We start from the raw sequence: 21,336 nt of genomic DNA, 5'->3' as shown, positions 1-21,336 counted from the left end.
TCGGCTCGGCGTCGTTCACGATCAGCAGATGATGTTGCGGGTACGGAGGTCGGCGAGGGTGTCGGCGTCGACACCCAGGTCGCTCAGCAGCGTGTCGGTGTCGGCGCCGTGGTCGCGACCGGTGAAGCGGATGCGACCGGGGGTCTCCGACATCCGCCACATCACGTTGTGCTGGAGGACGGGTCCGAGGTCCTCGTCCTCGACCTCGAGCAGCATCTCCGTCTCGCGGACGTGGGGGTCGTGCGCGAGGTCGCGCGCGGAGTAGACCGGGGCGACGGCGGCACCGGCGTCGGTGAACGCGCTGACGACGTCGTCACGCGTGCGGGCGAGGATCCAGTCCCCGACGTAGCCGTCGAGCAGGTCGGCGTGGAGGGCGCGGCTGTGGCCCGCTGCGAACCACGGCTCGTCGATCACCTCGGGGTGACCGACCAGACGCATCACCCGCTCGGCGATGGCCTGGGCACTGGTGGAGATGGCGACCCAGTGGCCGTCGGCGGTGCGGTAGGTGTTGCGTGGCGCGTTGTTGTGCGAGCGGTTGCCGTTGCGAGTCCCGACCTTGCCGAGCTGCTGGAAGACGGTGGGGCCTGGGCCGACGGCGGTCATGATCGGCTCGAGGAGGCTCAGGTCGACGACCTGCCCGTGGCCGCCGTTGCGTTCCCGGGCGAGCAGTGCCATCACCACGGCCGACGAGGCCGCGATCCCGCAGATGGAGTCGGCGAGGCCGAACGCGGGAAGGGTGGGCGGTCCGTCGGGCTGGCCCGTGAGGTGGGCGAACCCGCTCATCGCCTCCGCGAGCGTGCCGAACCCGGCGCGAGCGGCGTACGGGCCGCGCTGGCCGAACCCGGTGATCCGGGCGACGACCAGTCCGGGGTTCGCCTCGAGCAGGCGCTCGGGGGAGAGGCCCCAGCGTTCGAGGGTGCCGGGCCGGAAGTTCTCGACGACCACGTCGGCGGTCGCGGCCAGCCGCGCGAAGAGCTCAGCGCCCTCGGGAGCCGACAGGCTGAGGCCCACCGTCTGCTTGTTGCGGGCGATCTCCTTCCACCACAGTGGTGTGCCGTCCTTGCTCTCGCCGTGGCCGCGCATGCTGTCGCCGGCGGTGGGGTGCTCGATCTTGACCACCTCGGCGCCGAAGTCGCCGAGTATCTGGCAGCACAGGGGCCCCGCGAGGATCGTCGACGCGTCGAGGACGCGGACGCCGGTCAGCGGTCCATCGCTCATCGAGCCGTGGGGGTCTACTTGTTCCATTGTGCGAAACGCCATTCCGGAATCGTAAGCGCGCGCCCGTCATGGGTCAACGTGCCGGTGGCCGTGCGATAGCGTGCTGTGAAACATCGTTCCACTAGGCGGAGTCTCCTGTGATCGCTCGCTCGTACCTCTACGTCCCCGGCAACGCACCCGACAAGCTCGCGAAGGTGCTGGACCGGGGGGCCGACGCCGTGATCGTCGATCTCGAGGACGCGGTGCCGTGGGGGGCGAAGGACTCCGCCCGCGCCACCGTCGCCGAGTGGCTCACGTCGTTGCGCGGCGACTCCTCGGGCGTCGAGGTGTGGGTCCGGATCAACCCGGGGCCCCTCGGGATCGAGGACGTCGAGGCCGTCGTCGCCCCGGGACTCACCGGCGTCATGGTCGCGAAGACCGAGACCTGCGCCGAGCTCGAGATGGTCGACGGAGCGCTGACCCGGGCGGAGAGCGCGGCGGGACTCGAGCCGGGCTCCATCGGAGTGGTCCCGCTGCTCGAGTCGGCAACCGCCCTCCTCGACGCTCGGGCGATCGCGGCGTCCCCCCGCGTCGTCCGCCTCCAGGTCGGCGAGGCCGACCTGGGTGCTGATCTCGGGTTGGGCGAGGACGCTGACGAGGCCGACTGGGCGCCGATCCGCAGCCAGGTCGTCGTGGTCAGCGCGGCCGCCGGCATCAATGCCCCGGTGGCCCCGGTATCGACCGACTTCCGCGACCTGGACCGCTTCGCCGCGACGACGCGTGCGCTCGCCCGCCGCGGGTACGTCGGCCGCGCCTGCATCCATCCGGCGCAGGTCGCCGTCGCCAACGAGGTCTTCACTCCCACCGCGGCGACGCTCGACCGGGCCAGGACGCTGGTCGCCGTCTTCGACGAGGCGGTGGCGCAGGGGCGTGGCGTCGTGATCGGACCGGACGGCCGGATGGTCGACGAGGCGGTCGTCCGCCGCGCGCGAGCCGTCATCGCGCTCGCGCGCTGACGGAGGGCCTGTCGCTCCCGCCGCGACCCGGCCCGCGCGCGCAGGGGAGACATGCTCGACGACCATGTCTTCTCCTCCTGGCACGCGGGCTCGGGTGCGCTCTCAGTACGCGGTCGAGCCAGGCTTGATCACGCCGAGCACGGCGGCGAGGAGCACGAATCCCCAGATCGCGAAGACGTACGGCTCGCACCCGCGCAGCGACGCACGAAGGTCACGCTCGACCTCGGGGGTCGACCCGGTCGCCATGAGACGGCCGAAGGCAGGCCCGAACGATCGCAGCTTCCAGCGGATGAGGACACCCGCCAGGATGCAGAGCGCGTAGGCGGCGAGCTTCGCACCCAGCCACTTGGGGTTGGTGTCGACCCCGAACGGCTCGCTGGCGACGATCGTGTAGCCGCCGATCGCGAGCAAGGTCGCGCCCAGGCCGTACCGGACGACCAGGTCCAGCTTCTGGATCACCTGGCCGAAGCGGGTCGCGGTGTCACGGAAGTAGTCGTACACCGCGATCGCCAGCCAGACGAGCGACGCGACCCACAAGAGTGCGAGAAGGACCCCGTTGACGAAGAACTCGTCACCGAGCGGCCCCCACGCCATCAAGGTCACACCGCTGGGCAGGAACAGCACGAGACAGATCCGCGGTGCCAGGTCCACCCCGTGCATGATCTTGAGCGCTGTGGCACGTGACTGCGGGGCGAGGTCCTCGCGCAGGATGTAGCGGCTGGAGTAGAAGACGCCGAGGTCTCCACCCAGCCAGTAGGCGAACAGCACGATGTGGAGGAGGATCGCCGCGCTGTAGCCGTTGAACCCGTGCACCGCTTCGACGGCGGCCAGCGGATCGGTCACATCCCGTCTCCGTCCCAGCGACCGCGCGACCGGCTGCGGACCGGCATGCTCGACAGGATGGGCGCGGGGATCGGGTCGCCCGGCTTCCAGACGCGGCCCGCGCCCCAGTTGTGCGCCTGCGCGTCCGTGCGCTCGTCGGCGTGCTCGGTCGCCCTGCCTGCCCAGCCCCAGTCGAGGTTGATGACCTCGCGGGGGGCCTCGGCGGAGTCGTGGTCGTGCTCGTGCTCGTGCGAGTGCGCGTCGTCGTGGTCGTGGTCGTGGTCGTGCGAGTGCGTGTGGTCGTGCCCGCCGTGGCCGCCCTGCAGGTTGTAGGCGTCCAGCGCCTTCGCGATCGCGATGGCGGACTTGTCCGCGCCCGAGCCGTGGTGCGCGACGGGAGCGTCGTACTGACCCTGGTCCTTCTGGAACTGCCACGACGCGGTCAGCTGACGCATGTCCTCGTCGGTACGCCACGGCTCCGCCATGTCGTGCGTCGAGTGCGCCCAGCGGGCGGCGGGGTGCGGCTTCTCGTCGAGGCCCTCGGGACCGTAGTTGACTCCTTCGCCGCCCCAGCGCACCCACTCGTTCTGCGTGTACCAGTTGGCGAGCTCGCCGTCGGAGCGCAGCAGCCAGGTGGCGCCGCCCTCCATGGTGGTGAAGTGGCCGTGCTTGACGCGCGCGGGGCGGAAGAAGTAGGTCCCGAGGTCGAGGGTGCCGAAGTTGTACTCCATGTGGCCCTGGGTCGTGTACGCCTCCTCGTAGCAGGGGTGGTGGGCGAGACGGTGGTCCGCCCAGCCCTCCTGCGCGTGCACCAGCCGGGTGTAGAAGCCGGTGACCGGGTCGACATGGAGGTACTTGATGAAGAGGCCCGGCATCGGCCCGGGGTTGGGGACGGCGTCCCACGTCATCGCCTCGGAGTCGACCACGATGACGTCCTCGCGGGCGTCGTCCCAGCGAGGGGCGGCGGGGGAGTCGACCGGGTCGAAGCCGGCGTCGCCGTACTCCCGGTAGTGCAGCATCCTCGTGCCCTCGGCGAAGCGGATGGACTCGACCGGGACGCCGCGCGGCGCGTAGACGTACCCGCCCTTGCCGATCACCTGGTCGCCGTAGGTCATCTGGCCCTCGAGCACGTAGTACTCGGTGTTCGCGTGGTGGATCCCCGGACCGCGTCCCCAGTCGGTGTGGAAGTCGACGCGCAGCGAGCAGGAGCCGTCCTCCTCGTCGACGGAGAGACGGCGTTCGCTCGCCCGACCCTCGCCGCCGGGCAGCTCGGCGGCGTGCCAGACGTAGTCGTCCTCTTGGATCAGCTCGACGTGGGGTCGCACGGGTGCCTCCTGGGTGAAGTGGATTTCAGAATATACGATATCTGCCGGCCGGAGCGCTGGATAGAGGGATCGGTGAGACCGCGCGATCCCCTCGATCGGCAGAGCGCCGCGAGCCGTGCCACGCTCGCGGGCAGGAGGTGCACCATGAGCCAGCTGACCCCGCCCCCTCTCGTGGTGGTGATGGGAATCTCCGGCGTCGGGAAGTCGGAGATCGGACACAAGCTCGCTGAGCGTCTGGACGTCCCGTACGAGGACGGCGACGCGTTCCACTCGGAGTCGAACGTCGCCAAGATGTCCGCCGGGACACCGCTCACCGACGAGGACCGGTGGCCGTGGCTGCAGGCGATCGGGGTGTGGCTCCACGAGCACGACAGCCGCGGGGCGGTGGTGAGCTGCTCGGCGCTGCGACGGGCCTACCGCGACGTCATCGTCGACTCGGCGCCGCGTGCGACCTTCCTCCACCTCGCCGGTGACCATGCGCTGATCCGGGAGCGGATGGAGCGCCGTGACCACTTCATGCCGGTCTCCTTGCTGCAGTCGCAGGAGGACACGCTCGAGCCGCTGCAGCCCGACGAGAACGGGGAGGTGCTCGACATCGCGCCGCCGCCGGCCGAGATCGTCGACACGTTCCTCGGCCGCGTCGAGGCGGTGCAGGCGCAGGAGCGACGGCTGTGACCGGCCCCGGGGGACTCTTCGGTCTCGTCGGTGCCCAGGAGGCGGTGACCCCCGCCGCCGGCACCGCCCAGCTCGTCACCGCGGCGCTGATCGGTATCGGGCTGATCGTCGTCCTGATCGTGTGGCTGAAGGTGCACCCGTTCCTCGCGCTCACGCTCGGATCGCTGACGGTCGGTGCCGTCGCGACCATGCCGTTGGCCGACACGCTGGAGAGCTTCACCGCGGGTGTCGGCTCGACCGTCGCCGGTGTCGGCGTGCTGATCGCCCTGGGCGCGATGTTCGGCAAGCTCCTCGCGGACTCCGGTGGTGCCGACCAGATCGTCGACACGATCGTCGGCCGTGCGAGCCCGCGGATGCTGCCGTGGGCGATGGCCACGATCGGCGCCATCATCGGCCTGCCGATGTTCTTCGAGATCGGCCTCGTCCTGCTGATGCCGGTGATCTACCTCGTCGCCAGGCGCACCGGCCTCTCCCTGATCACCGTCGGCCTCCCGACCCTCGCCGGTCTCTCGGCGATGCACGGCTTCGTGCCACCGCACCCCGGTCCGCTCGCCGCGATCGACGTGCTGAGCGCGGAGGTCGGCCTCACGCTCGGCCTCGGGATCCTCGTCGCGATCCCGACGATCGTGGTCGCCGGCCCGCTGTTCACCAGGCTCGCCGAGCGCTGGGTGGGCGAGGTGCACGCCGAGGGCGCCCAGTTCGAGGCGTCCCGCGACACCGAGGGCGCCCGCCGGCCGTCGTTCGCGGTCACGCTCGCCACGGTGCTCCTCCCGGTGGTGCTGATGATGGCCAAGGCGGTCGCCGACCTGCTCCTCGACGAGGACGGGCTGCCGTACGCCTTCATGGACTTCGTCGGCGAGCCGCTCGTCGCGCTGCTCGTCGCCGTGCTGGTGGCGATCTTCACGCTCGGCGTCGGCTCGGGCATGGACCGTGATGGCATCAGCGCGAGCATCGGGGCGTCACTGCCCCCGATCGCCGGGATCATCCTGATCGTCGGTGCGGGCGGCGGCTTCAAGCAGGTGCTGATCGACACCGGGATCGCGGAGGTCATCGCCGACTTCGTCACCGACTCCGGCATCTCCGTGCTGCTGGTGGCGTGGCTGGTCGCGGTCCTGATCCGCCTCGCGACGGGATCCGCGACCGTCGCGACGATCACCGCCGCAGGGATCATGGTCCCGCTGACCGAGGGCATGGCGCAGGGGGACGTGTCGCTGCTGGTGCTGGCGATCGGGGCAGGCTCGGTGTTCTTCTCCCACGTCAACGACGCCGGCTTCTGGCTGATCAAGGAGTACTTCGGCATGTCGGTCGGACAGACGATCAAGTCGTGGTCGTTGATGGAGACGGTTCTGTCCGTCTCCGGCCTCGTCGTCGTCCTGCTCCTCAACGTGGTGGTCTGAGCCGCAGTACGCCGGGAGCGAAACCCGCGTATTTCGGTGTGGGTCGCAACCACGTCGGCGGTACCGTCAAGCCGTGCTCTGGACCCTCGCACGGACGTACCTGCGTCCGTACCGCGGCGCGATCGCGCTCGTGCTCCTCTTCCAGCTGGTCTCCACGCTGGCCAACCTCTATCTGCCGGGCCTCAACGCCGACATCATCGACAAGGGCATCGTCAACGGCGACACCGGCTACATCCTCCGCCTCGGCGGCATCATGCTGCTCGTCACCTGCGTCCAGGTGGTGTGCTCGATCGTCGCCGTCTACTTCGGCGCCCGTACGGCGATGGCCTTCGGTCGCGACCTGCGTGAGTCGGTCTTCCGCAAGGTCGAGTCGTTCGCCGCGCAGGAGGTCTCCCGGTTCGGAGCTCCGACCCTGATCACGCGCAGCACCAACGACGTGCAGCAGATCCAGATGGTCACCTTCATGGTGTTCGTGATGCTGGTCGCCGCGCCCATCATGTGCGTCGGCGGCATCGTGATGGCCCTGCGTCAAGACCTCGGGCTCTCCTGGCTGATCGCGGTCGTGATCCCGCTCCTGGTCGTCGCCGTCGGCATCATCATCGTCAAGATGCGTCCGTACTTCCAGCAGATGCAGGGCAAGATCGACGTCATCAACCGGATCCTGCGCGAGCAGATCATGGGGATCCAGGTCATCCGCGCCTTCGTGAAGGGCGGCTACGAGCGGGAGCGCTTCGCCGTCGCCAACGCCGAGTACCGCGACGTCGCGATCAGGGCCGGTCAGTGGATGGCCCTGATGTTCCCCACCGTCATGCTGGTGATGAACGCCTCCAGCGTGGCCGTGCTGTGGTTCGGCGGGCACCGCGTGGCCGACGGCACGCTCGAGGTCGGGACGCTCACCGCGTACCTCACCTACCTGGTCCAGATCCTGATGGCCGTCATGATGGCGACCTTCATGTTCGTCATGCTGCCGAGAGCCGAGGTCTCGGCCGACCGCGTCCAGGAGGTCCTCAGCACCGATCCCACCGTCGTCAGCGCCCCCGACGCCGACGCGTCGCCCGTCGTCACCGGGCAGGTCGAGCTCGCCGGGGTCGGCTTCAGCTACCCCGAGGCGGAGGAGCCGGTGCTCTGCGACGTCGACCTGGTCGCGCGCCCCGGGGAGACGACGGCGATCATCGGGTCCACCGGCAGCGGCAAGTCGACGCTGCTGAACCTGATCCCGCGGCTCTTCGACGTGACCGACGGGCGGGTGCTGCTCGACGGAGTCGACGTCCGTGACCGCGTCCTCCCGCGGGTCTGGGAGGCGATGGGACTGGTGCCGCAGCGCGCGTTCCTCTTCTCGGGCACCGTGGCGACCAACCTCCGCATGGGCAGCCCCGAGGCCACCGACGAGCAGCTGTGGGAGGCGTTGGAGATCGCGCAGGCCGACGACTTCGTCCGCGCGATGCCCGAGGGGCTGAACGCGCCCATCGCGCAGGGTGGGACCAACGTGTCCGGCGGCCAGCGGCAGCGCCTCGCGATCGCGCGAGCCGTGGTGAGCCGCCCGCTCGTCTATCTCTTCGACGACTCCTTCTCCGCGCTCGACTTCGCCACCGACGCCGCGCTGAGGCGCGCCTTGCGGACGGTCACCGCCGACGCGGCCGTGATCGTGGTCGCGCAGCGAGTCAGCACGATCCGCGACGCCGACCGCATCGTCGTCCTCGACCAGGGCCGGGTCGTGGGGACGGGCACGCACGCCGACCTGATGGACACCTGCGAGACCTATCGCGAGATCGTCCTCTCCCAGCTGACAGCGCAGGAGGCGGCATGAGCGCCCGTGGCCCCGGCCCCATGCTGGGCGCGCGAGCGCCGGAACGTGCCAAGTCCTTCGGGTCGTCAGCCCGTCGTCTGCTCGCGACACTCGTCCGCGACCGTGTGAGCTCGGGCGCGATCGCCGTCCTCGCCGTCATCGGGGTGGCCCTCAGCGTGATCGGGCCGCGCATCCTCGGGCTCGCCACCGACATCGTGTTCGACGGCTACATCGCCAGCGGTCTCCCGGAGGGCGCCTCCAAAGAGCAGGTCGTCGAGGACCTGAGGGCGAAGGGTGACGACCGCGTCGCCGACATGGTCCAGACCATGGACCTCCAGCCGGGCCAGGGCATCGACTTCGACGCGCTCGGATGGATCCTCGTCGGCCTCCTGGGCATCTATGTGCTGTCCTCGATCTTCATGTACGTCCAGGGCGTGATGACGACCCGGCTCGTGCAGCGGACGGTCGCCGGTATGCGTGGCGAGGTCGAGGACAAGATCGGCCGGCTGCCCCTGTCCTACTTCGACTCGCGTCCGCGAGGGGAGATCCTCTCGCGGGTCACCAACGACCTGGACAACATCGCCCAGTCCCTCCAGCAGACGATCAGCCAGCTGCTCGTCTCGCTCCTCACCGTCGTGGGAGTGCTGGTGATGATGCTGACGATCTCACCGGTGCTGACGCTGGTGGCCGTCGTGACGATCCCGATCGCCGTCGTCGTCGCGGGCGGCGTCGCGAAGCGCTCCCAGCCGCAGTTCGTCGCGCAGTGGGCTGCCACCGGGCGGCTCAACGGTCACGTGGAGGAGAACTTCACCGGCCACGAGGTCGTCAAGGTCTTCGGCCGCCAGGAGCAGGCGCGACTGGAGTTCGACGCCGCCAACGAGCGGGTGTACGACGCCGGCTTCCGCGCGCAGTTCGTCTCCGGCCTCATCCAGCCGGTGATGATGTTCGTGTCCAACGTCAACTACGTCGCGATCGCCGTGATGGGTGCGGTGAAGGTCGGGACGGGGGCGATCACCGTCGGCGACGTCCAGGCGTTCATCCAGTACTCGCGCCAGTTCACCCAGCCGCTCACGCAGGTCGCGTCGATGATCAACCTGCTCCAGTCCGGGGTCGCCTCGGCGGAGCGGGTGTTCGAGCTCCTCGACGAGACCGAGGAGGTCCCCGACGCACCGGACGCGCTGGCGCCGCAGGCCGTGAGCGGACGGGTCGCCTTCGAGGACGTCTCGTTCTCGTACGACCCCGAGTCTCCCTTGATCGAGCACCTCGACCTGGTCGCCGAGCCGGGTCAGACCGTCGCCATCGTCGGCCCGACCGGTGCCGGCAAGACGACCCTGACCAATCTCGCCCTGCGGTTCTACGACGTCGACGGTGGTCGCATCACGCTGGACGGGATGGACATCCGGGCGATGGACCGCGACGTGCTCCGTGCAAACTTCGGCGTCGTGCTGCAGGACGCGTGGGTCTTCCACGGGACGATCCGCGACAACATCGCCTACGGCGCGGAGGGGGCGACCGAGGAGCAGATCGTCGCGGCGGCACAGGCGGCTTACGTCGACCACTTCGTGCGCACGCTGCCCGACGGCTACGACACCGTGATCGACGACGACGGGGGGAACCTCAGCGCGGGCCAGCGGCAGCTGCTCACGATCGCACGCGCGTTCCTCGCCGACCCGTCGATCCTGGTGCTCGACGAGGCGACCAGCTCCGTCGACACCCGGACCGAGGCGTTGGTGCAGCAGGCGATGGAGCAGCTCCGCTCGGGGCGGACCAGCTTCGTGATCGCGCACCGCCTCTCCACCATCCGCGACGCGAGCCGCATCGTGGTGATGGAGCAGGGCCGGATCGTGGAGCAGGGCACGCACGACGAGCTCGTCGCCACGGGCGGCGCCTACGCGCGGCTCTACCAGGCGCAGTTCGCCGGCGCGGAGATCTGACCCCGAGGCGTCGGCGGCGGAGTCAGCCGGCCGACGACACGTCCTCCGGCACGTGGGCGCCCTGTCCCTGGGCGACGAGGCGGGCGCGCAGCCGCTCCGCGGCCTCGTCGAGGGAGGCGGCGGGCGGGTCGGGGTCCACGGCGGCGAAGCTGAAGTCGTCGAGGTCCCACACCGGCCAGACGTGGACGTGGAGGTGGGGGATCTCGAAGCCGGCGATCATCGTGCCGACCCGTGGACTGTCCCACTCCGCCTGCTGGGCAGCGCCGATCCGCTTCGCCACGGAGGTCAGCCGTGCGAGCAGCACGTCCTCGGCGTCGATCCAGTGGTCGACCTCCGCGCGCGGGACCACGAGGGTGTGGCCCTGGCGGATCGGCCCGATGCTGAGGAAGGCGACCACCTCGTCGTCGGCCCACACGAAGCGTCCCGGGATCTCTCCGGCGATGATCTTGGTGAAGAGCGTGCTCATACGGAGCAGTGTGCCGTACGCGCACCGAGCACGGATCGTCTCGACGGTGCCGCGAGTTGGAGCCGTGGGACGCGGTCTGGCACAATGGACGGCGATTCCGTCTCGCGTCTGGACCCTCTCATTCGGACGCGTTCGGATCCACGATCAGGCGGCCCCGTTCCCCACACGGTGGCGGCTGGATCACCACACCACGTTCATTGAGGAGACACCACACCCGTGGCCGTCAAGATTCGTCTTAAGCGGATGGGCAAGATCCGCACGCCGTTCTACCGAGTCGTCGTCGCCGACGCGCGCACCAAGCGCGACGGACGCGTCATCGAGGAGATCGGCACCTACAACCCCAAGGCCGATCCCTCGATCATCACGATCGACTCCGACCGTGCCCAGTACTGGCTCGGCGTCGGCGCTCAGCCGAGCGAGGCCGTGACCGCGCTGCTCAAGCTCACCGGTGACCTCCAGCGGTCCAAGGGCGAGACCGCCGAGTCGACGGTCAAGCTCGCCGAGCCGAAGCGTGACAAGGCCGAGGTCTTCAACGAGGCGCTCAAGGCCGTCCACGGCGAGCCCGGCACCGAGGCCGTGACCAAGAAGGCCGCGGCCAAGAAGGCGCCGGCCAAGAAGGCTGCCAAGGGCGACGAGAAGGCCGCCAAGGGCGACGAGAAGGCCGCCAAGGCCGACGAGTCTGCCAAGAAGGCCGAGGAGCCGGCGGCTGCCGAGTCCACCGAGACCTCCGAGTCCTCGGAGGCCTGATCACCGTGATGGTGGGCGAAGTGATCGAGCACCTGGTCGGCGGCATCGTCGACCACCCGGACGAGGTCGACGTCACCCCGAAGCAGCTTCGCCGCGGCACGCTCTTCGAGGTGCGAGTCCACCCCGAGGACCTCGGCAAGGTCATCGGGCGCCAGGGCCGCACGGCCACGGCGATCCGGACCGTCGCCGGCGCTCTCGCCGGCAGCGGCGGTGCGCGCATCGACTTCGTCGACGTCGACCGGCGTCGCTGATCCGGTGGAGATCGTCGTCGGCCGGGTCGGCCGGGCGCACGGCATCCGCGGTGAGGTCAGCATCGACCTGACGACCGACGAGCCCGAGAGGCGTTTCGCCCCGGGCTCGTCGGTCGTGCTGCGTCCGCGGTCCGGTGGTGCCGACCAGAGCATGTCCATCCGGAGCACTCGTCCGCACCAGGGCAGGCTCCTGGTGATGTTCGACGCCGTGCCCGACCGCACGGCCGCTGAGGCGCTCCGGGGGGCGCAGATCATCGCCGACGTGGACGAGACGGAGCGTCCGGACGACCCCGAGGAGTTCTACGACCACCAGCTCGAGGGCCTGCGCGTCCTGTCGGGTGGGGTCGAGCGCGGAACGGTCAACCAGGTGCTGCACCTGCCCGGCCAGGACATGCTCGCCGTGGAGCGCCTCGACGGCACCGAGGTGCTCGTCCCGTTCGTCGCCGCCCTGGTCCCCGAGGTCGACCTCGAGGCAGGGGTCGTCCAGGTGACCGAGGTGGCGGGTCTGCTCGACCCTGAGCAGGCCGAGGACGCCGGCCCGCAATGATGCGCATCGACGTCGTCACGATCTTCCCCGACTACCTCGCGCCGCTGTCGCTGTCGCTGCCGGGCAAGGCGCAGCAGCGTGGCCTGCTCGACCTTCACGTGCACGACCTTCGTGAGCACGCGCACGACCGGCACCGCTCGACCGACGACACGCCGTACGGCGGTGGCGCAGGGATGGTGATGCGACCCGAGCCGTGGGGCGAGGCGCTCGACGGTCTCCTGGCCGCCGGATCCGCGGAGGAGGGGCCCGCCAGCACACCCCGCCTTCTCGTCCCGACCCCCTCGGGACGGCCGTTCAAGCAGGCCGACGCCGAACGCCTCGCGCGCGAGCCCTGGCTCGCGTTCGCCTGCGGACGATACGAGGGCATCGACCAGCGGGTGATCGACTGGGCTGCCGACCGGATGCCCGTCGAGGAGATCTCGCTGGGCGACTTCGTCGTCAACGGCGGCGAGGTCGCGGCACTCGCGGTCATCGAGGCCGTCATCCGCCTGCTCCCGGGATTCATGGGCAACCCGGAGTCGCTGGCGGAGGAGTCCCACGGGTCCGACGGTCTGCTCGAGTACCCCGTCTACACCAAGCCCGCGGTGTGGCGCGACCACGAGGTCCCGTCGATCCTGTTGTCCGGCGACCACGCCCGCATCGCCGCGTGGCGGCGCGCGCAGGCAGAGGCGCGCACCACGCTCCGGCGGCCCGACCTGCTCGCCGGCGACGACGGCTGATCCTCAGCCGATGCTGGAGACCTCGCCGCCGCGGGGTGTGCGCTCGCGGATCACCGCGACCGTGCCGGCGCCGGGGAACAGTCCGCGCCGCTGGGCAGCTGTCACGGCGGCCACCCGGTCGCTCACGCCGAGCTTGCGGTAGACGTTCTCGAGGTGCTTGTGCACCGTCCGGACCGAGATCCCCAGGCTTCGTCCGATCGACTCGGCGGTGCGGCTCTCCGCCAGCATCGCCAAGATGGTGCGTTCGCGCGGGGTGAGGCCGGCGTCGTCGCTGGTGGGCTCGGCCACCTCGGGCGCGGCGACCCGGAGCCGAAGGTGCTGGTCGAGCCCGCGGACGAGGGCGTGCAGCGCGCGGGCACGCGGGAGTGACCATCGCGGGAAGGGGTCGTCGCGGACGAGGACGTATGCCTCGATGCCGACTCCGACCTCGTTGCGGAGCGGCAGCACGAGCTGGTGCAGGCCGATGCCGACCGAGTCGAGCAGGTTGACGAGCACGGTGGGGAGGGTCCGCGTGCTCTCGCCTGGCTGCAGGAGAACCTCCGGCTCGAGCGAGCCGGTGCGTACGTAGTGCAGGACGAGAGGGTGTGTGCGCGTCAGCGTCACCAGCCCGTACGGCCAGCGCTCGGTGTCGAAGGCGATGTCTCCGGGGAAGCCGTGGAGCGTCAGTGTGCCGGTCGGCGCGTCGAGCTCGACCCGTGCTCCGGCACTGGCGCCGAACTCGTGGAGGAGGTGGTCGGTGAGCCGCTGCCGCGCAGCGCAGAGGTCGTCGCCGGTCAGGACGTCCGCGGCGACTCCGATCCACTGTGCGGCGTCGGGCATCGCTCCCCGTCCTTCCTCGACTGGGCCTGTGCGGCGAGCCTAGCGAACGGCGGTGAGAACGTCGCCCCGTGGTCGAGGACTGAACGTCGCCACCGTGGCGCCGATGTGACACCAGGCTCCGGCCTGTCTCGCCAGAGGCCCGTGCGTACGTACCACTGCGTATTCCGCCGGTCCACTTCGGAGACCTACGCTCGCACCAGAGCCCAGGACCGCAGTTCGCCGGCGTCGGCGGGGGTGATGCCGAGAGGACGGCGGTCCTGGGCGCTGCCGTCGGCCGATTAACGGACGCTGACGGCGGTGTGGCAGACTGGGAGGTCGGTGCTGGGCTCTGCTGCCACAGGGGTCTCGAGCCGCGAGGACCGTCGCACGCGACGTGTCGCAGCACCGTTCTGAAGCATTCACACCACGCATTCCGTGGGTGACCTGTGGCACCGACGAGGAAGAGTTGAGATGACCAACGTAGTCGATGCCGTCGCGAGCGAGTCGCTCCGTGACGATGTCCCCGCATTCCGCGCCGGGGACACCCTCAAGGTCCACGTCAAGGTGATCGAGGGCAACCGCTCCCGCGTGCAGGTGTTCCAGGGAGTGGCGATCCGCGTGCAGGGCTCGGGCGTCGGACGTACGTTCACCGTCCGCAAGGTGAGCTTCGGTGTCGGCGTCGAGCGCACCTTCCCCCTCCACACCCCGATCATCGACCGGATCGAGATCGTGAGCCGCGGCGACGTGCGCCGCGCCAAGCTGTACTACCTGCGCAACCTGCGGGGCAAGGCGGCCAAGATCAAGGAGAAGCGCGAGGCCTGAGCAGTCTCGGGGGGGACTGTGGACCATGCGTGACGAGCCGGTCGTCGGCCGTGCCGACGACGAAGTACGAGGGACGCACCGGGCACTCCGCTCGGCGGGGGGTCCGGCGCGTCGCTGGCTCGGCGCGGCGCGATGGGGCGATCGACGGATCCCACTCTGGATGGAGATCGTCGCGCTGCTCCTCGCCGCGCTCCTGCTGTCGTTGATCGTGAAGTCGCTCTTCCTCCAGACGTTCTACGTCCCGTCGGAGTCGATGGAGCCGACGCTGACCGGGAACGCGGGCGGCGTCCAGGACCGGATCGTCGTCCAGAAGGTGTCGTACTGGGGGCGTGAGGCCCGCCGCGGCGAGGTCGTCGTCTTCGAGGATCCCGGCGGCTGGCTGAGTGCGGGAGAGGTCCACGGATCCTCGAACGCAGCCCAGAAGCTTCTCTCCTCGGCCGGCCTGTTCCCGTCGGGCGGCCACCTCGTCAAGCGCGTGATCGGCGTCGGTGGCGACACCGTCAAGTGCTGCGACACGGCCGGACGGATCGAGGTCAACGGCGTCGCGATCGAGGAGCCGTACGTCAAGGACGTGACGGCGACCGGCCGTACGCCCTTCAGCGTGACCGTGCCCGCGGAGCACCTCTGGGTGATGGGCGACAACCGCGGCAACTCCGCAGACTCGCGCGCCCACGTCGACGAGGCGGGGGGCGGATTCGTGCCTGACGGCAACGTCGTCGGCAAGGTCGCCTTCGTGGTCTGGCCCTGGAAGGACCGGTCCGTCCTCCACGATCCTGAGTCCTTCGCCTCGCTCGACTGAGGCGCCCCGGCACCTCCGTCACGCGAGGGCGCCCGGCTACGCTGTCGGTGTGACATCCCACGATCAGGCCGCGAAGGCCGCCGAACGCCCTGCCCGGCAGAAGCGCAAGCCGCTCCCGCTGTGGCAGGAGACGATCTTGCTGGTCGTCGTGGCGCTGGTGCTGGCCCTGGTCGTCAAGACCTTCCTCGTCCAAGCGTTCTGGATCCCCTCGGGGTCGATGGAGGACACCCTCCAGATCGACGACCGCATCCTCGTCCAGAAGGTCAGCTATTGGACGGGCGAGCCCGAGCGTGGTGACGTGGTCGTGTTCGACGACCCCGGTGACTGGCTCGGTCCCCAGGTCGAGGAGGACCTCGGGCCGGTGCAGAAGGCGCTGTCGATCTTCGGGCTCTATCCGTCGGGCGGCCAGCTCGTGAAGCGCGTCATCGGCGTGGGCGGCGACACGGTCGTCTGCTGCGACGCCCAGGGACGGCTCCAGGTCAACGGCACCTCGATCGATGAGCCTTACGTCAAGAACCCCAAGGCCACCGCGAGCCAGCGCTTCAGGGTGAAGGTGCCCGAGGGGCGGCTGTGGCTGATGGGTGACAACCGCGACAACTCCCAGGACTCGCGTGCCCACATGGGCGGTCCCGGTGGCGGGTTCGTCAAGACCGACGCCGTGGTGGGCAAGTCGTGGGGGATCGTGTGGCCGTTGAGTCGTGCCGGCTCCGGCGGCTCGGACAACGAGCCGTTCAAGAACGTCCCCGACGCCGGCTGAGCCGATGGCCCCAGGGCGACGCGTGAGCTCGGCGGCACCGCCGTCGCTGCGGATCGAGCGACGTATGCTGCGCGGCGGGTTGACCTCTCTGGCGTGCAGCGACGAGGTCGGCCGAGGCGCGCTGTGCGGCCCGGTGACCGTGGCGATGGTCGTCGTGACCGAGTCGACGAAGACCGCTCCTCAGGGCGTGCGCGACAGCAAGCTCCTCACTGCCGAGGCGCGTCGCCGCCTCGTGCCACGGATCAAGCGGTGGGCACCGTCGCACGGCGTCGGCCATGCGACCCCGAACGAGATCGACGAGTTCGGGATCATCGCTGCGCTCCGACTGGCGGGTCATCGTGCCCTCGCCCAGCTCGACGTCGCACCGGACTCCGTGCTGCTGGACGGCAACCACGACTACCTCACGCCGCCCGAGCAGACCAGCCTCTATGGGCCGCCGCAGGTGGTCGAGCGGGTGCCTCCGGTGGTGACGATGATCAAGGCCGACATGCGCTGCGCGGCGGTCGCCGCCGCGAGCGTCCTCGCCAAGACGGCTCGGGACGCGATCATGGTGGCCCTCGCCGAGGAGCATCCCGAGTACGGATGGGCGGACAACAAGGGGTACGCCGCCCCGGAGCACATCGCGGCGCTCGCCTCTTTGGGCCCGACGCCGCACCACCGCGTCTCCTGGCGGTTGCCGGGCTTGATCGCGGACGGTGCCGGCCCGGCGGCAGCGCTGGGTGAGGCGCTCCCGCCCGGCATGACGGACGAGTGGGGCCTCGAGGTCGAGGAAGCCGCTGCGGAGGAGAGCGATGCCGTCGCGTCGCAGACAGACGACCTCTGGTGGTCGTCGGTCGCTCCCGAGGGCGGCCTGATCGGTCCCGAGGAGCGGTCGGCAGAGCGCCACGCGTGAACGGACCGCGCGCGGCGGACGCCGTACGCGGTAGTTTCGCAGGGACGGTCCCGACCGAGGGAGGACGATGAGCGCGGAGGATCTCGAGCGGTACGAGGCGGAGATGGAGCTCGCGCTCTACCGCGAGTACCGCGACGTCGTCGGCATCTTCACCTACGTGGTCGAGACGGACCGCCGCTTCTACCTGTGCAACGCCGTGGACGTGAAGGTGCGTTCGGAGACGGGTGACGCCTACTTCGAGGTGACGATGACCGACGCGTGGGTGTGGGACATCTATCGCCCCGCCCGGTTCGCGAAGAACGTCAAGGTCCTCACGTTCAAGGACGTCAACGTCGAGGAGCTGGCGACCTCGGACTTCGAGCCACCGAAGGGCTAGGCGTGGCGGCCGTCTGTCCACAGACGGTGCTCGTCCCCAGGCGCGGATGACGCGCGTCCCGGTCGTGCCGGAAGGCGCCACCTTGTCCGTGGAGGTGGCGACATGGCATCGAGCTATGAGCAGCGGCGCGCGGTCGGGGTGCACGGCGAGAACGTCGCGGCCGACTATCTGCGTGCCCAAGGCATGCGGGTCATCGACCGCAACTGGCGGTGCCGGTGGGGTGAGATCGACATCGTCGCCCAGGACGACGACGCGCTCGTCTTCTGTGAGGTCAAGACCCGCCGGAGCGCCGCGTACGGGACCCCGCTGGAGGCCGTGACCCCCCAGAAGGCAGCACGCCTCCGGCGTCTCGCGGGCGTCTACCTGTCCGAGCACCAGCCCGGTGCCGGACTCGTGCGCATCGACGTCGTCGCGGTCGTCGTCCCCGCGCGTGGAGCGGCCGAGGTCACGCACGTGGTGGGGGCGGCGTGACGGGCCTGGGCCGGACCATGTCGGTGTCGCTGGAGGGGATGCGGGGCCGGGTCATCGACATCGAGGTCGACGTGAGCCCCGGGCTGCCCCGGACGACGCTGGTCGGGTTGCCGGACGCCTCGCTCGCGGAGTCCCGTGATCGTTGCCGTGCCGCCATCGCCAACAGCCGGTTCGCGTGGCCCGACACCAAGGTCACCATCAACCTGTCACCTGCCTGGCTCCCCAAGGCGGGCTCCCACTTCGACCTCGGCATCGCGCTCGCCGTCCTCGCCAGCCAAGGGCACGTGCCCCAGGAGAGGCTCGCGAGCGCGGCCGTGCTCGGTGAGCTCGGACTGGACGGGCGGCTGCGTGCCGTTGCGGGCGTCCTGCCGGCGACCGCCGCGGCGGTGGCAGCAGGCTGCGGGCTCGTCATCGTTCCGGAGTCCAACGCTGCCGAGGCCTCCGTCGTCGCGGGCGCGCGGGTGCTCGGCGTGCGGTCGCTGCGTCAGACCGCCGCGCTGCTCCGCGGCGAGGATCCTCCGGACGACCCTCCGGTCGACGCCCTGGTGCCCGGTGAAGCGGCGCGCCCGGACCGGTTCGAGGGGCTCGACCTCGCCGACGTCGCGGGGCAGGACGACGCGCGTGCTGCCCTCGTCGTGGCGGCGGCGGGTGCCCACCACCTGCTCCTCTCGGGTCCGCCAGGGGTCGGCAAGACCATGCTCGCGCAGCGACTCCCGTCCCTGTTGCCGGACCTCGACGACGAGCAGGCGATGGAGACGAGCGCCGTCTACTCGGTCGGGGGGATGCTCTCTCCCGACGCGCCGCTGCTGCGTCGACCTCCGTTCGTCGACCCCCACCACACGGCGTCGGCGGCGGCGCTGGTCGGGGGAGGGAGCCGCACCGTGAGGCCTGGTGCGATGTCGCTGGCGCACCACGGGGTGCTGTTCCTCGACGAGGCCCCGGAGTTTCGTCGCGACGTGATCGACGGCCTGCGTCAACCGCTCGAGAGCGGGCGCGTGACCGTGTCCCGTGCGGTCCAGACCGCGGAGTTCCCGGCACGGTTCCTGCTGGTCCTCGCTGCCAACCCGTGTCCGTGCGGTCGGCGGACCGGTGAGCTGTGCGAGTGCAGCGCGGTGGTCAAACGACGCTACGGCGAGCGTCTGTCCGCACCGGTCCGCGACCGTATCGACCTCCAGCGCGAGGTCGGTCCTGTCTCGGCCCACCACTACGGACCGGGTGCGGAGCAGCCCGAGTCGTCGAAGGTCGTCGCGCAACGGGTCGTCGAGGCGAGAGACCGTCAGCGTCGACGGCTCGAGGACACGCCGTGGCGGACCAACGCCGACGTGCCCGGCGCTGCGCTACGTCGTGACCTCCCGACCCCGACACGTCTCGTGGTGGCTGTCGGTCGGCTGGTCCGGGCGGGGACGGTCAACGCCCGGACGGCCGACCGCCTTCTCCGGGTCGCGTGGACGGTGGCCGACCTGCGACAACGGCCGGCACCCGACGACGACGACCTGGAGACGGCGACGGCGCTGCGGCGCGGCACCACACCCGAGGGCTCCCTGTGGGAGCGGGTGACCGCGTGACTGCGACAGAGCAGGACGGCGTGTCGCCCCGTGGTCGGCGAGACGAGCGGCGCGCCCGCCTCGGGCTGAGCCTGGTGGCCGAGCCCGGTGATCCGAGGCTGGCCGCCGGCCTGCTCGAGCGCACGCCGACGGAGCTGCTGGCCGCAGTGACGTCCGCAGACGCGGGGACACCGGAAGCCTGGCGTGCTCGTGCCGTCGCACTCGACACGCGGCTCGAGGCAACAGTCACCGTCGCGCGCGGTGCCGGGCTGCGCTGGGTCTGCCCCGGGGATGCAGGCTGGCCGGAGCGGTTGGACGACCTCGATCAGGTCGGTGCCGTGTCGGGGGTCGTCGGGCGCCCGCTCGGCCTCTGGGTCCGCGGCCGGGGCCGTCTCGACGACCTGACCGCTCGGTCGGCTGCCGTCGTGGGAGCGCGCGACGCGACGACCTACGGCCGTGACGTGGCGGGGGACCTGGCGGCCGACCTCGTGGACGCCGGGACAGCGGTGGTGAGCGGGGCGGCGTTCGGCATCGACGCAGCGGCGCACCGTGGTGCGCTGGCCCTCGGCGGGCCAACGGTCGCGGTCCTGGCCTGCGGCCTCGACATCGACTACCCCCGTGCCCACGCGAGCCTGCTGCGCGCGATCTCCGAGTCCGGGCTGCTGGTGAGCGAGCATCCTCCCGGCGCGACTCCCACCCGGTCGCGGTTCCTCACGCGCAACCGGATCATCGCAGGTCTCACCCAAGGCACCGTCGTCGTCGAGGCGGCGCGACGCAGCGGAGCGCTCAACACGCTGAGCTGGGCCAACGAGCTCGGTCGGCTCACCATGGCCGTGCCCGGCCCGGTGGCGCACCAGTCGTCGGTCGGCGTGCACCAGGCGATCCGCGAGGGTCGTGCCGTGCTCGTCACCAACGGCGCGGAGGTTCTCGAGGACCTCGACGTGCTCGGGCGTCGTGACGCCACCCCACCGTCGGCACCAGCGACCGTCTGGGACGGTCTCGACCCGACGTCACGGGCCGTGATCGAGGCCCTGCCTGCGCAGGGACCCCGGACCACCGACGAGATCGCCTGGCATGCCGGTGCGTCCCCGGAGGCGGTCGCCGCAGCACTCGACCATCTGGAGCGAAGCGGATTCGTCCGGCCGTCGGGTCGGGGATGGCACCTTGCGCGGCGCGCCGACCTCGCGCGCGCCGGCGATGGCGCGGGCGAGAGGGCCGGAGACCCTGCCGCCGGGGACCAGGACCGGTGACGGCGTGCCCGCTTGGAGGTCACGCGACCCACCGTCACACTCGGGTCATGGCCACGACCGACCGCAGTCCTGCCTGGACCGACGCCCTCGAGGCCTACACGCGGCATCTGCGCTCCGAGCGTGGGCTGAGCGAGCACACGGTGCGCGCGTACGCCGGCGACCTCGACCTGCTGGCCGCCCATGCGGAGGCGCTCGGCGTCCGCGATCCGGCGTTGCTCGAGCTGAGGTCGCTGCGGAGCTTCCTTGCCGCACAGCAGGTCCGCGGCCGAGCCCGGAGCACGCTGGCGCGTCGGGCGGCAGCCGTCCGTCGCTTCACGGCGTGGCTGGTGCGCACCGGTCGCGCCGACCAGGACGCCGGCGCGTTGCTGGTCAACCCCAAGCGGCACCGCGAGCTGCCCGGCGTCCTCCGCCAGGACGAGGTGCGCGCCCTCCTCGACTCGGCCGCCGCGGTCGCCACCGGAGGTCCGGGCGGCGCCGACGAGGCGGAGGCGGGCGCTCCACGACCTGCGCACCCGTCGGACTCCGACCCCGTCGCGGTGCGCGACGTGGCGGTCCTCGAGCTCCTCTACGCGACCGGCATCCGGGTCGGCGAGCTGTGCGGGCTCGACATCGACGACGTCGACCGTTCGCGCGACGTGGTGCGGGTCATCGGCAAGGGCGACAAGGAACGCAGCGTGCCGTTCGGTCGCCCGGCCGGTCGCGCCGTCGACCGGTGGTTGACGGTCCGGCCGGAGCTGGTGGTCGC

The 21,336-nt window shown here is 70.7% G+C and carries 23 protein-coding genes; 18 read left to right on the top strand and 5 right to left on the bottom strand.

Annotated features, from left to right (window positions below):
- Positions 1-21 precede the first annotated feature (21 nt).
- The gene (locus tag PV363_RS03160; protein WP_255561176.1) at positions 22-1,260 is read right to left on the bottom strand and encodes a CoA transferase; all 1,239 of its coding nucleotides are present in this window, start codon (positions 1,258-1,260) and stop codon (positions 22-24) included.
- 95 nt (positions 1,261-1,355) lie between these two features.
- Between PV363_RS03160 and PV363_RS03155 the strand changes: the two genes are divergently transcribed.
- Complete coding sequence (locus tag PV363_RS03155) at positions 1,356-2,213, top strand: CoA ester lyase (protein ID WP_301021660.1); 858 nt, start codon at positions 1,356-1,358, stop codon at positions 2,211-2,213.
- A 102-nt stretch (positions 2,214-2,315) separates the two neighbouring features.
- On the opposite strand, the gene PV363_RS03150 is transcribed toward PV363_RS03155, so the two are convergent.
- The gene (locus tag PV363_RS03150) at positions 2,316-3,056 is read right to left on the bottom strand and encodes a hypothetical protein (RefSeq protein WP_220341279.1); all 741 of its coding nucleotides are present in this window, start codon (positions 3,054-3,056) and stop codon (positions 2,316-2,318) included.
- The gene (locus PV363_RS03145; RefSeq protein WP_301021659.1) at positions 3,053-4,360 is read right to left on the bottom strand and encodes a DUF4437 domain-containing protein; all 1,308 of its coding nucleotides are present in this window, start codon (positions 4,358-4,360) and stop codon (positions 3,053-3,055) included. Before PV363_RS03145 ends, PV363_RS03150 begins: the two co-directional genes overlap by 4 nt.
- Positions 4,361-4,504: 144 nt before the next feature.
- On the opposite strand from PV363_RS03145, the gene PV363_RS03140 reads away from it, so the two are divergent.
- The 4 genes from PV363_RS03140 to PV363_RS03125 all read left to right on the top strand — a co-directional run bounded on the left by PV363_RS03140 (position 4,505) and on the right by PV363_RS03125 (position 10,152).
- Complete coding sequence (locus tag PV363_RS03140) at positions 4,505-5,035, top strand: gluconokinase (protein ID WP_220341281.1); 531 nt, start codon at positions 4,505-4,507, stop codon at positions 5,033-5,035.
- 44 nt (positions 5,036-5,079) lie between these two features.
- Positions 5,080-6,432, top strand: a complete 1,353-nt coding sequence (locus PV363_RS03135) for a gluconate:H+ symporter (RefSeq protein ID WP_220342459.1) — start codon at positions 5,080-5,082, stop codon at positions 6,430-6,432.
- A 73-nt stretch (positions 6,433-6,505) separates the two neighbouring features.
- The gene (locus tag PV363_RS03130) at positions 6,506-8,239 is read left to right on the top strand and encodes an ABC transporter ATP-binding protein (protein WP_220346924.1); all 1,734 of its coding nucleotides are present in this window, start codon (positions 6,506-6,508) and stop codon (positions 8,237-8,239) included.
- Positions 8,236-10,152 carry an ABC transporter ATP-binding protein gene (locus PV363_RS03125; protein ID WP_301021658.1) on the top strand — a complete coding sequence of 639 codons (1,917 nt, stop codon included), beginning with the start codon at positions 8,236-8,238 and terminating at the stop codon, positions 10,150-10,152. The genes PV363_RS03130 and PV363_RS03125 overlap by 4 nt, the downstream gene beginning before the upstream one ends.
- Before the next feature lie 22 nt (positions 10,153-10,174).
- Here the strand turns inward: PV363_RS03125 and PV363_RS03120 are convergent, their stop codons facing one another.
- Entirely contained in the window at positions 10,175-10,618 is a 444-nt protein-coding gene (locus PV363_RS03120; RefSeq protein ID WP_301021657.1) for an HIT family protein, read from the bottom strand.
- 216 nt (positions 10,619-10,834) lie between these two features.
- On the opposite strand from PV363_RS03120, the gene rpsP reads away from it, so the two are divergent.
- Genes rpsP through trmD form a run of 4 tightly spaced genes read left to right on the top strand, consistent with a single transcriptional unit; the run spans position 10,835 to position 12,882 of the window.
- A complete protein-coding gene (rpsP, locus tag PV363_RS03115) occupies positions 10,835-11,365 on the top strand; it encodes a 30S ribosomal protein S16 (RefSeq protein WP_220341285.1) in 531 nt (176 codons plus the stop codon).
- Between the two features lie 8 nt (positions 11,366-11,373).
- Positions 11,374-11,616 (top strand): RNA-binding protein, encoded by a 243-nt coding sequence (locus PV363_RS03110; RefSeq protein WP_220342460.1) that lies wholly within the window; start codon positions 11,374-11,376, stop codon positions 11,614-11,616.
- A gap of 4 nt (positions 11,617-11,620) precedes the next feature.
- On the top strand, positions 11,621-12,163 hold the full coding sequence (gene rimM / locus PV363_RS03105; protein WP_301021656.1) for a ribosome maturation factor RimM: 543 nt from the start codon (positions 11,621-11,623) through the stop codon (positions 12,161-12,163).
- Positions 12,160-12,882 carry a tRNA (guanosine(37)-N1)-methyltransferase TrmD gene (trmD, locus tag PV363_RS03100; protein ID WP_255565896.1) on the top strand — a complete coding sequence of 241 codons (723 nt, stop codon included), beginning with the start codon at positions 12,160-12,162 and terminating at the stop codon, positions 12,880-12,882. The genes rimM and trmD overlap by 4 nt, the downstream gene beginning before the upstream one ends.
- A gap of 3 nt (positions 12,883-12,885) precedes the next feature.
- Here trmD and PV363_RS03095 read toward each other — a convergent pair whose 3' ends face one another.
- The gene (locus PV363_RS03095) at positions 12,886-13,701 is read right to left on the bottom strand and encodes a LuxR C-terminal-related transcriptional regulator (protein ID WP_220341287.1); all 816 of its coding nucleotides are present in this window, start codon (positions 13,699-13,701) and stop codon (positions 12,886-12,888) included.
- A 450-nt stretch (positions 13,702-14,151) separates the two neighbouring features.
- Here PV363_RS03095 and rplS point away from each other — a divergent pair, with 450 nt between their 5' ends.
- The 9 genes from rplS to PV363_RS03050 form a co-directional block, all read left to right on the top strand.
- Positions 14,152-14,502 (top strand): 50S ribosomal protein L19, encoded by a 351-nt coding sequence (gene rplS / locus PV363_RS03090; protein ID WP_220341288.1) that lies wholly within the window; start codon positions 14,152-14,154, stop codon positions 14,500-14,502.
- Positions 14,503-14,527: 25 nt separating this feature from the next.
- Positions 14,528-15,301 (top strand): signal peptidase I, encoded by a 774-nt coding sequence (lepB, locus tag PV363_RS03085; protein ID WP_255559259.1) that lies wholly within the window; start codon positions 14,528-14,530, stop codon positions 15,299-15,301.
- 49 nt (positions 15,302-15,350) lie between these two features.
- Positions 15,351-16,058 carry a signal peptidase I gene (lepB, locus tag PV363_RS03080; protein ID WP_220346927.1) on the top strand — a complete coding sequence of 236 codons (708 nt, stop codon included), beginning with the start codon at positions 15,351-15,353 and terminating at the stop codon, positions 16,056-16,058.
- Positions 16,059-16,080: 22 nt separating this feature from the next.
- Positions 16,081-16,950, top strand: coding sequence for a ribonuclease HII (locus tag PV363_RS03075; RefSeq protein ID WP_301021655.1), 870 nt, complete (start codon positions 16,081-16,083; stop codon positions 16,948-16,950).
- 67 nt (positions 16,951-17,017) lie between these two features.
- Positions 17,018-17,326: a DUF2469 domain-containing protein gene (locus tag PV363_RS03070; RefSeq protein ID WP_220341290.1), complete on the top strand. Its 309-nt coding sequence runs from the start codon at positions 17,018-17,020 to the stop codon at positions 17,324-17,326.
- 102 nt (positions 17,327-17,428) lie between these two features.
- Positions 17,429-17,797 carry a YraN family protein gene (locus PV363_RS03065; RefSeq protein ID WP_220341291.1) on the top strand — a complete coding sequence of 123 codons (369 nt, stop codon included), beginning with the start codon at positions 17,429-17,431 and terminating at the stop codon, positions 17,795-17,797.
- Positions 17,794-19,362 carry a YifB family Mg chelatase-like AAA ATPase gene (locus tag PV363_RS03060; protein WP_301021654.1) on the top strand — a complete coding sequence of 523 codons (1,569 nt, stop codon included), beginning with the start codon at positions 17,794-17,796 and terminating at the stop codon, positions 19,360-19,362. Before PV363_RS03065 ends, PV363_RS03060 begins: the two co-directional genes overlap by 4 nt.
- On the top strand, positions 19,359-20,591 hold the full coding sequence (dprA, locus tag PV363_RS03055; RefSeq protein ID WP_220341292.1) for a DNA-processing protein DprA: 1,233 nt from the start codon (positions 19,359-19,361) through the stop codon (positions 20,589-20,591). Before PV363_RS03060 ends, dprA begins: the two co-directional genes overlap by 4 nt.
- Before the next feature lie 47 nt (positions 20,592-20,638).
- On the top strand, positions 20,639-21,336 hold a 698-nt coding region (locus PV363_RS03050; RefSeq protein ID WP_301021653.1), incomplete at its 3' end, for a site-specific integrase.

This window comes from Mumia sp. (genome assembly GCF_028803055.1).
Lineage (GTDB): Bacteria > Actinomycetota > Actinomycetes > Propionibacteriales > Nocardioidaceae > Mumia.
Note: the sequence above shows the minus strand (reverse complement) of the source record. Positions and strands in the feature narration are given on the sequence as shown.

Coding starts and splice junctions, on each gene's coding strand:
- lepB (WP_255559259.1), top strand. CDS start 14,528: ATGCGTGACGAGCCGGTCGTCGGCCGTGCCGACGACGAAGTACGAGGG.
- PV363_RS03110 (WP_220342460.1), top strand. CDS start 11,374: ATGGTGGGCGAAGTGATCGAGCACCTGGTCGGCGGCATCGTCGACCAC.
- PV363_RS03125 (WP_301021658.1), top strand. CDS start 8,236: ATGAGCGCCCGTGGCCCCGGCCCCATGCTGGGCGCGCGAGCGCCGGAA.
- PV363_RS03065 (WP_220341291.1), top strand. CDS start 17,429: ATGGCATCGAGCTATGAGCAGCGGCGCGCGGTCGGGGTGCACGGCGAG.
- PV363_RS03160 (WP_255561176.1), bottom strand. CDS start 1,260: ATGGCGTTTCGCACAATGGAACAAGTAGACCCCCACGGCTCGATGAGC.
- rplS (WP_220341288.1), top strand. CDS start 14,152: ATGACCAACGTAGTCGATGCCGTCGCGAGCGAGTCGCTCCGTGACGAT.
- PV363_RS03140 (WP_220341281.1), top strand. CDS start 4,505: ATGAGCCAGCTGACCCCGCCCCCTCTCGTGGTGGTGATGGGAATCTCC.
- PV363_RS03070 (WP_220341290.1), top strand. CDS start 17,018: ATGAGCGCGGAGGATCTCGAGCGGTACGAGGCGGAGATGGAGCTCGCG.
- PV363_RS03120 (WP_301021657.1), bottom strand. CDS start 10,618: ATGAGCACGCTCTTCACCAAGATCATCGCCGGAGAGATCCCGGGACGC.
- trmD (WP_255565896.1), top strand. CDS start 12,160: ATGATGCGCATCGACGTCGTCACGATCTTCCCCGACTACCTCGCGCCG.
- PV363_RS03095 (WP_220341287.1), bottom strand. CDS start 13,701: ATGCCCGACGCCGCACAGTGGATCGGAGTCGCCGCGGACGTCCTGACC.